The following is a 15,197-nucleotide window of genomic DNA, read 5'->3' on the forward strand; positions in this document are numbered from 1 at the left end:
CCTACTTCGGCTGATCGGCCTGCTTCGGGTGACCGCGCCCGCTCCGGCTGACCACGCGGGCGAGGAGGGCCAGCGGCACGGCGCCCAGGCACCAGCCGGCCAGCACGTCCAGCGGCCAGTGGTAGCCGTGCCGGACCAGGCCGTAGGACACCCCGAGGACCAGGACCCCGCAGCCGGCCGCCAGCGCGCGGCGGGCGGCGGGGGAGCGGAGCCAGGGCAGCAGGAGCAGGGCCGCCGAGCCGTAGGCCACCACCGCCGTCGCGGTGTGACCGGACGGGAAGTAGCCCGTCGCCGGGGGCACCGCCGGTGTCCCCGGCCGGTCGGTCCACTCCTTCAGCGGTACGACGACCGCCGGGACCAGCGCCATCAGCACGGCGGCGGTCAGCGGCGGCAGCCACCAGCGGGGGGCGCCCCGGACCCGGCCGAGCCACAGGGCGGCGGCGAGGGCGAGGGCCAGCACCGGGACGGCGACCTGGACGTTGCCGAGGTCGGAGAGGAACCGGGAGAACCTGTCCGGCTGGACCAGGGCCCGGCTCACCTCGGCGTCCGGCCGCAGCAGCGGGCCATCGGCGACGACCTGCCAGGTGATCAGGGCGAGGAGGACCACCGGGAGGACCAGGAGCAGCATGGGCCCAGCTTGGCAGGTCGAATCCGGCGGGGAGGAAGGAGGTCGGCCGCCCCGGAACAGGGGGGATGGTTCCGAGGCGGCCGTCCGGACCGGTGTGCCGCGCGCCCCGGGGGGTTTGGGGCGGCGACCGTCCGATCGGTGAGGAGATCCCGGAGCCGGGAGGCACCGGAGGTGTGCGCGAGGGCACGACCGGATCGAAGCTGGGGAGGCCTCGGCCCGGATCCGTCCACGGTCCCCCGTGGGCGGGGTGTATCTCTCATCGGGAGAGAACCTACGGCAGGCGGGGGCGGTTGGGCAGACGGAATCCCTTCCTCTCATCCACCCCGCACACGTTCTTCACACGGCCTGCCGCAGGCACCTCCACAGGTCCGGACCTCTCGGCCGGCGCACGCTCGGACGCGAGGTCGGACGTGGGGCCGGACGTGAGGCCGGACGCGCGGGTCAGATGCGCGCGAAGGCCTGCTCGATGATGTCGAGACCCTCGTTCAGCAGGTCCTCGCCGATGACCAGCGGGGGCAGGAAACGGAGCACGTTGCCGTAGGTGCCACAGGTCAGGACGAGCAGGCCCTCGGCGTGGCAGGCCTTGGCGAGCGCGGCGGTGGCCTCCGGGTTCGGCTCCTTGGTGGTCCGGTCCTTGACCAGCTCGATCGCGATCATCGCGCCGCGCCCGCGCACGTCGCCGATGATGTCGAACTTCTCGGCCATCGCGGTGAGGCGACCCTTCATGATCTCCTCGATGCGCTTGGCCTTGCCGTTGAGGTCCAGCTCCTTCATCGTCTCGATCGCGCCGAGCGCGCCGGCGCAGGCGACGGGGTTGCCGCCGTAGGTGCCACCGAGGCCACCGGCGTGCGCGGCGTCCATGATCTCCGCGCGGCCGGTCACGGCGGCGAGCGGCAGACCGCCGGCGATGCCCTTGGCGGTCGTGATCAGGTCCGGGACGATGCCCTCGTCCTCGCACGCGAACCACTGGCCGGTCCGGCAGAAACCGCTCTGGATCTCGTCGGCGACGAAGACGATGCCGTTGTCGGCGGCGAACTGGCGGATCGCGGGCAGGAAGCCCTTGGCGGGCTCGATGAAGCCGCCCTCGCCCAGCACCGGCTCGATGATGATCGCGGCGACGTTGTCCGGGCCGACCTGCTTGGTGATCTGCTCGATGGCCTGCTTGGCGGCCTCCGGGCCGGCGTTCTCCGGGCCGGTCGGCCAGCGGTAGCCGTACGCCACCGGCACGCGGTAGACCTCGGGGGCGAACGGACCGAAGCCGTGCTTGTACGGCATGTTCTTCGCGGTCAGCGCCATGGTCAGGTTGGTCCGGCCGTGGTAACCGTGGTCGAACACGACGACGGCCTGCCGCTTGGTGTAGGCGCGGGCGATCTTGACGGCGTTCTCGACGGCCTCGGCGCCGGAGTTGAACAGCGCGGACTTCTTGGCGTGGTCGCCCGGGGTCAGCTCGGCGAGGGCCTCCGCGACCGCCACGTAGCCCTCGTAGGGGGTGACCATGAAACAGGTGTGTGTGAAGTCGGCGAGCTGGGCGCTCGCGCGGCGCACCACGGCCTCGGCGGAGGCGCCGACGGAGGTCACGGCGATACCGGAGCCGAAGTCGATGAGGCTGTTGCCGTCCACGTCCTCGATGACACCGCCGCCGGCGCGGGTGACGAAGACCGGCAGCGTGGAACCCACACCCTGGGCGACCACGGCGGTACGGCGGGCCTGAAGCTCCTGCGACTTCGGGCCGGGGATGGCGGTGACGACGCGGCGCTCCTGCGGAAGTGCGGTCATGGGGGCTCCCTGATGATCTTGCGTACCGGGCGGTCCCGGGCGGTTCCGGGCGGTGCGTTTACGGACGCATACCTTCTTTTCTCGCAGGCTAAGACCGGTTCCGGGGGGTGGGCATGCTCCATGTGGGCGTTGTCGGCGCGTCCCCTTGTCCGCGGTGGACATAGCCCGCCCGGACGGCTGTGGCCCGCTTTAGCCGTGTAAGCGGTGAACTCCCCTTGCCGGGGCGTTAGATTGGCTCGCTGATGGCGGACGGAACGGCTGGTCAGGGGGCAGGGTCCATGGACACCGACGGCACACGGGACGCACGCGAAACGCCTGCGACACCGGTACCGCGCCCACCAGCACCCCGAGAGGCACCCGCGGCACCGCCGGCGGGGGTGGGGGTGCCGCCCATGCCGCCGGGGCTGCCCCCGGCGCCCCTCGCGCCCCCCGGCGCGCCTCCGAAGCCGGAGACCTCCCCCTTTCTGACCTGGCTGCGGACCCCCCGTCCGGAGGCGGCGCCCGGCATCTGGCGCTTCGGGCACCGGCCCAGGCCCCAACAGGAGCCCGAGCAGATCCCGACCCGGCAGCTGCTCAGCGGAGCCCTGATCGCCTTCCTCGTGGGCTGGCTGGTGTGGTCCCTGCTGTGGAACGGCTACTTCGGTACCTGGTGGGTGCTGCCGCTGGACCTGTTCACCCCGGACTCCTGGCGCCGGAGCAACGACCGCGTCGGCAACGCGATCCTCTGGTACTCGTACTACGCCGTCATCGCCTTGGCCATCCTGCTGGTGGTCGGCCGGCTCGGCCGGTGGGGTGAGGTCTGGCGCCGTTTCGGACCGCGCACCTGGGGTGCCACCGCCCCCGCGACGGCGCCCCCGCCCACCCCCGACCAGGACCCTGCCGAATGGCCCCAGCTCCGGCAGGCCGGGGCCTATGAGGCTGCGGAGCGGCTTGCCGCCGAGGCGAAGGCCGGGCTCATGCGGGACGTGGACCACGCCCGGCTCAGCCGGGCCTGGCAGGGCGTACGGACCGGCCGGCACAGCCTCGCCACCTTCACCGGTGCCGTACTGAAGGACGGCGCCGCCGCCTGCCCGCACCCCTCGGGCGCCCGCGACCTGCCCGCCCGGCACGCCCGGCACGACCTGCTCACCGGCCAGGTCCGGCTCGGCACCACGGCCGACGACCCGCGCAACCCGTACCACTACCGCGGCGCCGGCCTCGCCCTCGGCCCGGACCTGCTGGGCACCTCCCTGCTCGCCGTCGGCCCGGCCGGCTCCGGCAAGACCGGCGCCCTGGTGCGCCCGCTCGCCGAGTCGCTGTGCCTGCAGGCGCTGGCCGGCCAGGCGTCCGTCGTGGTGGTCGGCGCGGCGGGCGCCGGACTCGGCCCGTCGGAGTCCTATGACGTCGTCGTACGCATCGGCCACCCCGACTCCGTGTACGACCTCGATCTCTACGGCGGAACCACCGACCCCGACGAGGCCGCCGCCATACTCGCCGAGGCCCTCGTCGGTGACCTCGCCGACCCGCACCCCGGCAGCGACAGCCGCCGTTCCACCACCGTCCTCGCCCAGTTGCTGGGCCCCTTCCGCGCGGTCCACGGCCGATTCCCCTCCGTGCCGGAGCTGCGGCAGCTGCTCGACGGCGCCCCCGGACCGCTGGCCGCGCTGCGCAAGGCGCTGACCGACGCCGGACACGCCTCCCTGCTCAGGGAGCTCGACGCCCGGGAGCGGCAGCTGGCCCACCCGGGGGACGTCGGTTCGGTCCTGGCCGACCGGATCGCCCTGCTCGACCGGCCCGCCTTCGCCGCCTTCTTCGACACCTCCGGCCAGAGCCGGCCGTTCTCGCTGCGGTCCCTCGACCACCCGGTCCGGGTCCGCATCGACCTGCCCCAGCGTGGCCACGCCGACGCCTCCCGGATCCTGGCCCGGCTGGTGCTCGCCCAGTTCACCGCCTCCGTGACGGTGCGGGAGGACCGCTCGCTCTTCGCCTGCCTGCTGCTCGACGACGCCTCGGGGGTCGTCACCCCGGAGGCCGTGCGCGGCATCCAGCGGCTGCGCAGCGCCAACGCCGGTACCGTGCTCACCCTGCGCTCCCTGGACGACGTACCCCGGCCGCTGCGCGGTCCGCTGCTCGGTGCCACGGGCTGCAGGATGGCGCTGTCCGGGCTCACCCCCTGGGACGGTCAGGACTTCGCCGAGGTGTGGGGCAAGGAGTGGATCGAGGCCCGGGACGTCACCGATCGCCAGATCATCGCCGAGACCCCGGCCGGCAAGGCCGTGCACATGCTGCGCCGGGTCATCACCGGCCAGGCGCCCACCGCCCGTGCCGTCACCGTCCGTCAAGTGGAGCGGGAGCGCTGGTCCGCGTCCGAGTTGGCTCATGGGGTGCCGCCGGGGCACGCGGTGTTGTCGTTGACCACCGTGCGGGGCGAGCACGCGCCGCCGTTGCTGGTCGATCTGCGGGGGTGAGCGGTCGTACGGTGAGGCAGAATCGGGGTGGGCCGTTCATACACCGCGGCCAAAAGATCACCGGATCCCTCACCGTGAAGGCCCCATGCCCCCGACTCTCGCCTCGCTCGTCAACCACTCCGCGCTCAAGCTGACCGTGCGCGCGGGCGAGGACCACCTCGACGTGCCCGTCCGCTGGGCGCACGTCAGCGAGCTGGCCGACCCCGTGCCCTACATGGAGGGCGGCGAGCTGCTGCTGATCACCGCGCTCAAGCTGGACGCGGAGGACCGGGAGGCCATGCGGCGCTACGTGCGCCGGCTGGTCGGCGCCGGCGTCGTCGGGCTCGGGTTCGCCGTCGGGGTGAACTACGACGAGACGCCCGAGCCGCTCGTCGACGCCTGCGCGCAGGAGGGCCTGCCCCTGCTGGAGGTGCCCCGCCGCACCCCGTTCCTCGCCATCAGCAAGGCCGTCTCCGCGGCCATTGCCGCCGACCAGTACCGCGCCGTCACGGCAGGTTTCGCCGCCCAGCGGGAGCTGACCAGGCAGGCCCTCGGCGCCGGCCCCGAGGGCGTCCTCGGCGCGCTCGCCGCCCAGGTCGACGGCTGGGCGGCGCTCTACGACGCCTCCGGCGCCGTCGTCGCCGCCGCCCCGGAGTGGGCCGGCCGCCGCGCCGCCCGGCTCACCGCCGAGGTGGAGCGGCTGCGTGAACGCCCCGCCCCCGCCTCCTCCGTGGTCGGCGGACCGGACCACGAGGACCGGGTGGAGCTGCACAGCCTCGGCACCGGCCGCCGCCCCCGCGCCGCGCTCGCCGTCGGCACCGCCGCCGCCCTCGGCACCGCCGAACGGTACGCCGTCCACTCCGCCATCGCCCTGCTCACCCTCACCACCGAGCGCTCCCGCTCCCTGCACGCGGCCGAGCAGCGCGTGGGCACGGCGGTGCTGCGCATGCTGCTCGCCGGGGAGCCGGACCACGCCCGGGCCGTCGCCGGCGACCTGTACGGCGCGCTGCTGGACGCCCCGTTCCGGATGATCGTCGCCGAGTCCGCGTCCGGTCCGGCGGGCGAGCACCTCGACGAGCTCGCGGAGACCGTGGAGTCCGCCGCGGCCCGGGCCGGGGAGGCCGTACTGGTGGTGCCCGAGGGGGAGCGGCTGGTGGTGCTGGCCGCCGACGAGGGCGCGGCGGTGGCCGCGTGCACCGCCTACGCCGCCGCGCGCGAGACCGCGCGCGAGACCGAGCGGGCGCGGCCCGAGCAGGCGCGGGCGGACGAGGACGGCCTGGTCGTGGGCCTGTCCGCGCCCACCGGGCCCACCGCGGCGTCGGCGGCGTACAAGCAGGCCGAACAGGCGCTGTCGGTGGCGCGGCGGCGGGGCCGGGTGTTCGTGGAGCACGAGCAGCTGGCGGCCGGGTCCGTGCTGCCGCTGCTGGCCGACGACGCGGTGAAGGCGTTCGCCGACGGGCTGCTGCGGGCGCTGCACGAGCACGACGCCACCGGGCGGGGGGATTTGGTCGCCTCGCTGCGGGCGTGGCTGTCCCGGCACGGGCAGTGGGACGCCGCCGCGGCCGATCTGGGGGTCCACCGGCACACCCTGCGGTACCGGATGCGGCGGGTCGAGGAGATCCTCGGGCGCAGCCTGGACGATCCCGACGTCCGCATGGAGCTGTGGCTGGCGCTGAAGGCGACGGCGACCGAGTGACCGAGGGGGCCCAGTCCCTCCGGCCGGCGTCCCGGCGCCGATTACCTCGCCAAACCGGCGCACCACCCGCACCGACTGCTACGACTCGGACAAACGACCCCCGGCCGCCCCCGCCCTACCGTGGACCACGCAAGCCAAGCACACCCCCAACGCGGAAGGGCCGGGACTCGTACATGACTTCCACCCATGCCTTCTGGCTCGCCGGCCGCCAGGTCACCGGCGAGGACAGCTTCGACGTCACCTCCCCGTGGGACGGCCGGCTCGTCGCCTCGGTCAGCGTGCCGAGCGAGGCCCAGGTCGAGGAGGCCGTGGCCGCCGCGTACGCCGTGCGGGACGAGTTCGCCGCCACCCCGGCGCACGTACGCGCCGCCGCCCTGGACCACGTCAGCAAGCGGCTCGCCGAGCGCACCGAGGAGATCGCCCAGCTGATCTCCGCCGAGAACGGCAAGCCGATCAAGTGGGCCCGGGGCGAGGTCGGCCGCGCGGTCTCGGTGTTCCGGTTCGCCGCCGAGGAGGCCCGCCGGTTCAACGGCGGCGAGGCCCAGCGGCTCGACACGGACGCCGGCGGCCAGGGCCGGCTCGCGCTCACCCGCCGCTTCCCCAAGGGCGTCGTGCTCGGCATCGCGCCGTTCAACTTCCCGCTGAACCTGTGCGCCCACAAGGTCGCCCCGGCCATCGCCGCCGGCGCTCCGATCATCCTGAAGCCGGCTCCGGCCACCCCGCTGTCCGGCCTGATCCTCGGTGACCTGCTCGCCGAGACCGAGCTGCCGGCCGGCTCCTGGTCGATCCTGCCGGTCCCGAACGACCGCATGCCCGCCCTGGTCCAGGACGAGCGCCTGCCGGTCATCTCCTTCACCGGGTCCGACAAGGTCGGCTACGCGATCATGGACTCGGTGCCGCGCAAGCACTGCACGCTGGAGCTGGGCGGCAACGGCGCCGCGGTCGTCCTCGGCGACTTCTCCTCCGACGCCGACCTGGACTGGGCCGCGACCCGCATCGCGACCTTCTCCAACTACCAGGGCGGCCAGTCCTGCATCTCGGTGCAGCGGGTGATCGCCGACGCGTCGGTGTACGACCGGCTGCTGCCGCGCATCGTCGCCGCCGTCGAGGCCCAGGTCACCGGCGACCCGTCCGACCCCAAGACCGATGTCGGCCCGCTGGTCAGCGAGGACGCCGCCAAGCGCGTGGAGTCCTGGGTGGACGAGGCGGTCGCGGCCGGCGCCACCCTGCTCACCGGCGGCAAGCGGGACGGCGCCTCCTACGCGCCGACCGTCCTCGCCGACGTGCCGGCGGATGTCACGATCGCCTGCGAGGAGGTCTTCGGCCCCGTCCTCACCGTGCGCAAGGTGAACGGCGAGGAGGAGGCGTTCGCCGCGGTCAACGACTCCAAGTTCGGCCTCCAGGCGGGCGTGTTCACCCACGACCTCCAGATCGCCTTCCGTGCCCACCGCGCCCTCGAGGTCGGCGGTGTGGTGATCGGCGACGTCCCGTCCTACCGCGCCGACCAGATGCCGTACGGCGGTGCCAAGCAGTCCGGCGTGGGCCGCGAAGGCGTCCGGTACGCGATGGAGGACTACACCTACGAGCGCGTACTGGTCCTGACCGGTCTCGCGCTCTGACCTGCCACGGACAGGTCAGGAACAGAACGGCCGCAGCCTACTGTGCGGAGGCTGCGGCCGTTCGCATGTCCGGGTACCGGACTCTGGTTGATGGGAACCGTTTTCAGGTAGCCTGGGTGTGGACCGCCGATCCGAAGGGGCCCGGTGCCGCTGCCTTCCGGTGCCGGGCCCCTTCCTCGTGCCGGGCTTCTCCGGACCCTCAACCGGAGAAGCCGGCGTGCGCGAGCCGGACGGGGCCGCGCAGTCCGAGGCGGACGTCGTGAACGCCCTCGGCGGTGAGGCCGGCCGAGAGGGTGGTGTAGGTGTACGGGTCCGCCGTGGGGGACTCCAGGGTGAGCGCCGCCAGGGCCGGGCCGCCGTCCAGGGAGATCTCCACCGTGCCCCGGCCCGCCACCTGCACGGTCACCTCGCGCACACCGGTGCCGAAGTCGCAGTCCTGGTAGACCAGTTCGGCCGTGGTGCCGTGCGCCGGGGTCACCGCGTCGCCCGCCGTCTTCGTGCGGTCCACGATCGCGGCGCCGGACTGCTCGTCGAAGTCCGCGGCAGGCAGGCCGTGTCCGCGCACCGCGCGCGGGGCCGGCGGCTCGCCGTCGAGGTGCACGGTCGTCCGCAGCCGCACATCCTCGCTGGACGCGCCCAGCAGTAGTTCGTACGGGCCCTCCTCCAGCCGCCACGCGCCCCGCCGGACGTCCCAGAACCCCAGTTCCTCCAGCGGGACCTCGAAGGAGACGGCGGCCGTCTCGCCGGGGGCGAGCGTGATCCTGCGGTGTGCCAGCAGCTCGCGGCGCGGGCGCGGCACCGACGCCTGGACCGCCCGGCCGTAGAGCTGGACCACCTCGTCGGCCGTGCGGTCCCCGGTGTTGGTGACCGAGCACTCCACCAGCACCGAGCCCGCCGTCACCCGGGCGGCCGGGCCGGCGTAGGCGAAGGACGCGTACGACAGGCCGTGGCCGAAGGGGAACAGCGGGGTGCCCTCGAAGTACAGGTAGGTCTGGCGGCTGCCGATCACGTCGTAGTCGAACAGGTCGGGCAGGTCGGCGTCGGCCGCGTACCAGGTCTGGGGCAGCCGGCCGGCCGGAGAGACGTCACCGGCCAGCACCCGGGCCAGCGCCGTGCCCGCCGCCTGCCCGCCGTGCGCCGTCCAGAGCGCGGCCGGCAGCCGGGCCGTGTCCACCGCGTACGGGTACGCCGACACCAGCGCCAGCACCGTGCGCGGGTTGGCGGCGCGGGCCGCGTCCAGCAGCCGCCGCTGGTGCCCGGGCAGCAGCAGGGTCGTACGGTCCTCCGTCTCCCGGCCGTTGATGTGCGGGTCGTTGCCCGCCACCACCACGACGACGTCCGCCCCGGCCGCCACCCGGGCCACGGCCTCCTCGCCCCGCTCGACCGTGACCACCTCGAAGACATCGCCCTCGTCGGCAACCTTCACCCCGTCGGCGGCGACCCGTACCCGGCGGCCCGTGCCCAGATGCTCGAGGAGGTGACCACCGGCGTGCGGCTCCAGACGGAACGTCTCCTGCACGACCCAGCCGCCGGGCTGGTCGGCGGAGGCGCGCAGGAAGCCGTCCTCGGCGACCGAGAGGTAGCGGCCGTCGGGGGCGCGCAGGGTCAGCACCCCCTCGCCCCAGTCGACCAGCGCGAACTCGCTGCCGGTCGCGTCGGTGGTGAGCGGCGGCAGATCGGTGCGCCCGGACAGCCGCGCCGGGTCCAGCGCGCCCTCGGCGCCGCGCGCCCGGTCCGGGGCGTCCGCCGCCGGCACCGCCAGGAACGCGCCGGCCGCCGTCCGCAGCCGGATCCGGTCCACGCCCTCCGCGAACTCCACCCGCCGCGCCCCGAACCGCTTCCGCAGGCCCTCCAGCGGGGTGGAGCGGCGCAGGAGACCGCCGCTGTACCAGTCGAGCTTGCACTCGTCGGCGAGCGGTCCGACGACCGCGATCCGGGTGTCCGGGGCCAGCGGCAACAGGCCGCCGTCGTTCTTCAGCAGGACGATCGCCTGCTCGGCGGCCTCCTGGGCGAGCGCCCGGTGCTCCGGGGTGTCGAACGCGCCGGTGGCCGCGTGCGGATCCCCGTCCGGGTCGAACTCGCCGAGCCGGAACCGGACGGAGAGCTGGCGGCGCACGGCGGCGTCGATGTCCGCCTCCGTCAACAGCCCCTGTGCCACGGCCCCCTTGACCCGCGCGGTGATCAGCGAGCCGTCCGTGCCGTGGTCGGTGAAGCTGTCCACGCCGGCCAGCAGGGCCGCCGCGGTGGCCTCCTCGTGGGTGTCGAAGTAGTGCTCGGCGTCGACCAGGTTGGACGGCGCGCCCGCGTCCGAGCAGACCAGCAGCTCCTCGTCGGTCCAGGTGCGCAGGTGCTCGCGCAGATACGGGGAGACGTGGTTGGGGCGGCCGTTGACCAGGTTGTAGGCGGGCATCACCCCGGCCACCGCGCCCGCCCGGACCGTCTCCCGGAAGGCGCGCAGGTCGTACTCGTGCAGCACTCGCGGGCGCACGGAGGCCGACGAAGTGGCCCGGTCCGTCTCGTTGTTGTGCGCCAGCCAGTGCTTGAGCACGGGCGCGGTACGCCAGTACAGGGGGTGGTCGCCGCGCAGGCCCCGGGTGTACGCCGTGGCGATGGCGCTGGTCAGCTTCGGGTCCTCCGCGTAGCCCTCCTCGTTGCGGCCCCACAGCGGGTGGCGCAGCAGGTTGACCGTGGGGGACCAGACGTTCAGGCCGACGCGGTCGTCCCGGGCGCGCATCGCGCGGGCCTCCTTGCCGACGGCCTCGCCGATCCGCCGGACCAGCTCCGGGTTCCAGGTCGCACCGAGGCCGACGGCCTGCGGGAACACGGTCGCCGGGCCCATCCACGCCACCCCGTGCAGAGCCTCCTGGCCGGTGCGCCAGGCGGCGATGCCGAGGCGCTCCACGGCGGGCACGAACTGGTGCAGGAAGGAGATCTTCTCGTCCAGGGTGAGCCGCCCCAGCAGGTCGTCGACGCGCTTCGCGAACGGCAGCCGCGGATCGCGGAAAGGCGGTGTGGACGGCGAGTCAACGGTCACGAGTGGTTCCCCTTGCGCATGGAGCGGCTGACGCTTTCGAAGCGCTTCGATGCTCAATGCGCGGGAGCCGGAGTGTCAAGGTGCCGGTCCGAAACAGGGCCGACAACTCTCCGGCAGTGCAAGGAGCTACGCGGAGCCGGAGGCCCCTCGGGCATCCGAGGAAACTTGGGATCGACCCTTGTGCGCCCCCAGGTGTTCACTTAACCTCGCAGCAACATCGAAGCGCTTCGACTGCTGCCCACGCACCCCAGCGCTTCCGCTCAGCCGATCCACTGAAGACACCGCAACCGACGGTCCGCCGCCGGGTGTCTGGTGCGCCATGAAGGGTTGACGCAATGACGCCGAACGCCGCCTCCTTCGCCCCCAGCAGGAGAAGCTTCCTCGCCTCCACCGCGGTCGCCGCCGCGGCGGTGGCCGGCGGACTCCCGCTGCTCACCGCCTGCGGCGGCGGGCAGGAGGGCCGCAAGGAAGGCACCACCTCCGGCAAGGCGGCCCGGAAGATCCTCCCCGCGTACGTGGCATCGAGCGTCGTCGCCCCCGACATCCCCGCGAAGAACGGCTCCTCCGCCGGCTTCACCAAGGCCATCGCCCTCGACCGGCTCAAGACGTCCGTGCCGAAGAAGCTCGGCAGCGGCGGCGAGCTGACGGTCATGGCACCGCTGTGGGGCACCCCGCCGGACAACGACAACCCGTACTACAAGGCCATGAACGAGGCCATCGGCGTCCGGACCAGGTGGCAGAACCAGGACGGCAACACCTACGACGAGAAGCTCGGCGCGATCCTCGCCTCCAGCGACATCCCGGACGTCGTGGTCGTCCCCGGCTGGAACCTGAACGGCAAGATCCCCAACGCGGTCAACGCCAAGTTCGCCGACCTCGGCCCCTACCTGTCCGGCGACAAGGTCAAGGACTACCCCAACCTCGCCGCCGTCCCCACCGACGCCTGGCAGCGCTGCATCTTCGGCGGACAGCTGCGCGCGATCCCGCTGCCCGGCTCCTACGTCCCCAACATCGCGCCCTTCTACCGCAAGGACGTCTTCGACGAGCGCGGCTGGCAACTCCCCAAGAGCACCGACGAGTTCCTCGCCTGGGCGAAGGAGGCCACCGACGCCAAGGGCGGGGTGTGGGCCTGCTCCGACATGAAGTGGACCGCGTTCAACGCCTTCGGCGTCCTCAACGGCGGCGACAAGGCGCTGTGGTGGAACCTCCAGGGCGGCAAGCTGATCAACCGCATCGAGACCGAGGAGTACCTCGAAGCCCTCGAATGGGCCCGCAAGCTGTTCGCCGCCGGCGTGGTCCACCCCGACGACAAGGCCGGCAAGACCACCAACCCGGCCGGCACCCGCTTCACCGCAGGCAAGCTCCTCGTCTACAACAACGACCTGTCCGACTGGTTCGGCAAGACCTCCGAACAGCACGCCCAGAACCCGGACTTCGAGATGGCCGCGATGGACATCTTCACCCACGACGGCGGCGACCCCGTGCTGTGGGCGGGCCAGCCCTGCAACATCTTCACCTTCGTCAACAGGAAGGCGTCCGAGCAGAAGATCAAGGACTTCCTCGCCATCGCCAACTTCTGCGCCGCCCCCTACGGCACGAAGGAGCGCCTGCTCGCCGAGTACGGCGTCGAGGGCACCGACTTCACCCTGGACGACAAGGGCGTACCCACCAAGACCACGAAGGGCGTCAACGAGGTCCTCGGCGCCTTCGACTACACCGGCAAGCCCGCCGCCTACGTCGCCCACCCCGACTTCCCCGAGGTCACCCGGGGCATGATCGAGTGGCAGCAGCGCATGGGCGCCTTCACCAAGAAGTCCTCCTTCTACGGCCTGACGATCACCGAACCCGGCCGCTGGTCCAACCTCGCCGACGACTTCGAGCAGCTGGAGGACGACGTCGTCCGCGGCCGGAAGAAGATCGGCGACGTGCAGCAGGCCGTCTCCGAGTGGAAGAAGCAGGGCGGCGACGACCTGCGCGACTGGTACCGCAAGCTGCTCGACACCACCGGTTCGGCGCGGTGACCAGCACGGTGCCCCGCAGCGGCGCCGGGGCGAAGCGGAAACCGGTGGCGTCCGGCGGCGCCGCCGGACGGCGGGAGCGCACCCGGGGGCACGGCCTGCACACCAGGTTCCGGCGCGACCGCACCCTGATCCTGATGACCCTGCCCGTGGTGGTGCTGCTCCTGGTCTTCAACTACGTCCCGATCCTCGGCAACGTCGTCGCCTTCCAGGACTACGACCCCTACCTCAGCGACAACGGCTTCATCGCCGTCTTCCAGAGCCCCTGGGTCGGCCTGGAGCAGTTCCGGCGGGTCTTCGAGGACGCCGGGTTCTGGCACGCCGTGCAGAACACGTTCGTCCTGTTCCTGCTCCAGCTGGTGCTGTTCTTCCCGATCCCGATCGCGCTGGCCCTGCTCGTCAACAGCGTGATCCGGCCCCGGGTCCGCGCCGTCGCCCAGGCGGTGATGTACCTGCCGCACTTCTTCTCCTGGGTGCTGGTCGTCACCGTCTTCCAGCAGATCTTCGGCGGCGCCGGCGTCCTCGCGCAGACCCTGCGCCAACACGGGCACCCGGGCTTCGACATCATGACCGATCCGGCGGTCTTCAAGTACCTGGTGACCGCCGAGATGGTCTGGAAGGACGCGGGCTGGGGCATCATCGTCTTCCTCGCGGCCCTCGCCGCCGTCCCCCACGACCTGTACGAGGCCGCCGCGATGGACGGCGCCGGGCGCTGGCGCCGCATGTGGCACATCACGCTGCCCGCGCTGCGGCCGGTGATCGCCCTGCTGCTCGTGCTGCGCGTCGGCGACGCCCTCACCGTCGGCTTCGAGCAGTTCCTGCTCCAGCGGCAGGCGGTCGGCCCCGACGCCTCCGAGGTGCTCGACACCTACGTGTGGTGGAACGGCATCCGCAACCAGGACTTCAGCTACGCGGCGGCGGCCGGCCTGATCAAGGGCGTCGTCGGACTGTCCCTCGTCCTCGTGGCGAACAAGGCGGCCCACCTGATGGGCGAGCAGGGGGTGTACAAGAAGTGAGCGCCGTGGTCGGCCGGCCGGTGCCGGAGGGCGTACGGGAACGGACCCGGTGGGCCGCGCCGCCCCGGCCGGTCTGGGAGGAGGAGCCGGCGAGGGCCGGGCTCGCCGCGAAGGGGCTGGTCCTCGGGATCGCGTGCTTCGCCGTGCTCTTCCCGCTGTGGATCGTGATCGTCACCAGCCTGTCCCCGAAGAAGGTCATCGACGACACCGGCGGCCTCGTGGTGATCCCCAAGGGCATCACGTTCGTCGCCTACCAGGAACTGCTCGGCGGCGGCCAGGTGCAGCGGGCCGCGCTGGTCAGCCTCGGGGTGACCCTCGTCGGCACGCTGTTCAGCATGACGGTGTCGGTGCTGTGCGCCTACGGCCTGTCCCGCCGGGACTCGCTGGGCCACCGCTGGATCCTGATGACGCTGCTCGCCACGATGTTCTTCGGCGCCGGGCTCATCCCGACGTACCTGCTGGTGCAGGCGCTCGGCCTCACCGACACCTACCTGGCGCTGATCCTGCCGAGCGCGGTGAGCGTGTTCAACATCCTCGTGCTGCGCGGGTTCTTCATGGGCATCTCGCCCGAACTCGTCGACAGCGCGCGGATCGACGGGGCGGGGGACTGGCGGATCCTGTGGCGGATCGTGCTGCCGCTGTCCCGGGCCGTGCTCGCGGTGATCACGCTGTTCTACGCGGTCGGGTACTGGAGCGCGTGGTTCAACGCGTCGATCTATCTGACCGACCAGAAGATGATGCCGCTGCAGAACGTGATGATCCAGCTGGTGCAGAAGCAGGAACGGCCGGTGGGGCTGGCGGCCCAGATCAACACCGGGCAACTGTCGCCGCTGGCGATCCAGATGGCCGTGATGGTCCTGGCCCTGCTGCCGGTCGCCGTCCTCTCGCCGTTCGTCCAGAAGCATTTCCGCAAGGGGATGCTGACGGGAGCGGTGAAGGGGTGACGGGGGCGCCTGATCAAAGGGGCGGTGCGGATCGTCGGCG

Annotated in this window: 9 protein-coding genes; 6 read left to right on the forward strand and 3 right to left on the reverse strand. The window is 72.7% G+C overall.

Annotation, left to right across the window (positions count from 1 at the left end):
* Position 1: 1 nt before the first annotated feature.
* Together IE251_RS30640 and gabT are read right to left on the reverse strand one after the other, a co-directional pair.
* Positions 2-628 carry a phosphatase PAP2 family protein gene (locus IE251_RS30640; protein ID WP_189756226.1) on the reverse strand — a complete coding sequence of 209 codons (627 nt, stop codon included), beginning with the start codon at positions 626-628 and terminating at the stop codon, positions 2-4.
* Between the two features lie 441 nt (positions 629-1,069).
* Positions 1,070-2,404, reverse strand: a complete 1,335-nt coding sequence (gene gabT, locus IE251_RS30645) for a 4-aminobutyrate--2-oxoglutarate transaminase (protein WP_189756227.1) — start codon at positions 2,402-2,404, stop codon at positions 1,070-1,072.
* 278 nt (positions 2,405-2,682) lie between these two features.
* Between gabT and IE251_RS30650 the strand changes: the two genes are divergently transcribed.
* The 3 genes from IE251_RS30650 (at position 2,683) to IE251_RS30660 (ending at position 8,145) form a co-directional block, all read left to right on the forward strand.
* Positions 2,683-4,851: a type IV secretory system conjugative DNA transfer family protein gene (locus tag IE251_RS30650; protein ID WP_189756228.1), complete on the forward strand. Its 2,169-nt coding sequence runs from the start codon at positions 2,683-2,685 to the stop codon at positions 4,849-4,851.
* Positions 4,852-4,936: 85 nt separating this feature from the next.
* Entirely contained in the window at positions 4,937-6,526 is a 1,590-nt protein-coding gene (locus tag IE251_RS30655; RefSeq protein WP_189756229.1) for a PucR family transcriptional regulator, read from the forward strand.
* 173 nt (positions 6,527-6,699) lie between these two features.
* The gene (locus IE251_RS30660; RefSeq protein ID WP_189756230.1) at positions 6,700-8,145 is read left to right on the forward strand and encodes an aldehyde dehydrogenase family protein; all 1,446 of its coding nucleotides are present in this window, start codon (positions 6,700-6,702) and stop codon (positions 8,143-8,145) included.
* 199 nt (positions 8,146-8,344) lie between these two features.
* On the opposite strand, the gene IE251_RS30665 is transcribed toward IE251_RS30660, so the two are convergent.
* Positions 8,345-11,179: a glycoside hydrolase family 3 protein gene (locus IE251_RS30665; protein ID WP_189756231.1), complete on the reverse strand. Its 2,835-nt coding sequence runs from the start codon at positions 11,177-11,179 to the stop codon at positions 8,345-8,347.
* 335 nt (positions 11,180-11,514) lie between these two features.
* Between IE251_RS30665 and IE251_RS30670 the strand changes: the two genes are divergently transcribed.
* Genes IE251_RS30670 through IE251_RS30680 form a run of 3 tightly spaced genes read left to right on the forward strand, consistent with a single transcriptional unit; the run spans position 11,515 to position 15,157 of the window.
* The gene (locus IE251_RS30670) at positions 11,515-13,200 is read left to right on the forward strand and encodes an extracellular solute-binding protein (protein WP_189756232.1); all 1,686 of its coding nucleotides are present in this window, start codon (positions 11,515-11,517) and stop codon (positions 13,198-13,200) included.
* Complete coding sequence (locus tag IE251_RS30675) at positions 13,197-14,213, forward strand: ABC transporter permease (protein WP_189756233.1); 1,017 nt, start codon at positions 13,197-13,199, stop codon at positions 14,211-14,213. Before IE251_RS30670 ends, IE251_RS30675 begins: the two co-directional genes overlap by 4 nt.
* Positions 14,210-15,157, forward strand: a complete 948-nt coding sequence (locus tag IE251_RS30680) for a carbohydrate ABC transporter permease (RefSeq protein WP_189756234.1) — start codon at positions 14,210-14,212, stop codon at positions 15,155-15,157. The genes IE251_RS30675 and IE251_RS30680 overlap by 4 nt, the downstream gene beginning before the upstream one ends.
* Positions 15,158-15,197: the final 40 nt, after the last annotated feature.

This window comes from Streptomyces eurythermus (assembly GCF_014649115.1).
In the GTDB taxonomy this organism is placed as follows: Bacteria; Actinomycetota; Actinomycetes; order Streptomycetales; family Streptomycetaceae; genus Streptomyces; species Streptomyces eurythermus.

Bases quoted from the DNA above. Each gene is read 5' to 3' on its own strand.
- IE251_RS30640 (WP_189756226.1), bottom strand. From the start codon at position 628: ATGCTGCTCCTGGTCCTCCCGGTGGTCCTCCTCGCCCTGATCACCTGG.
- gabT (WP_189756227.1), bottom strand. From the start codon at position 2,404: ATGACCGCACTTCCGCAGGAGCGCCGCGTCGTCACCGCCATCCCCGGC.
- IE251_RS30650 (WP_189756228.1), top strand. From the start codon at position 2,683: ATGGACACCGACGGCACACGGGACGCACGCGAAACGCCTGCGACACCG.
- IE251_RS30655 (WP_189756229.1), top strand. From the start codon at position 4,937: ATGCCCCCGACTCTCGCCTCGCTCGTCAACCACTCCGCGCTCAAGCTG.
- IE251_RS30660 (WP_189756230.1), top strand. From the start codon at position 6,700: ATGACTTCCACCCATGCCTTCTGGCTCGCCGGCCGCCAGGTCACCGGC.
- IE251_RS30670 (WP_189756232.1), top strand. From the start codon at position 11,515: ATGACGCCGAACGCCGCCTCCTTCGCCCCCAGCAGGAGAAGCTTCCTC.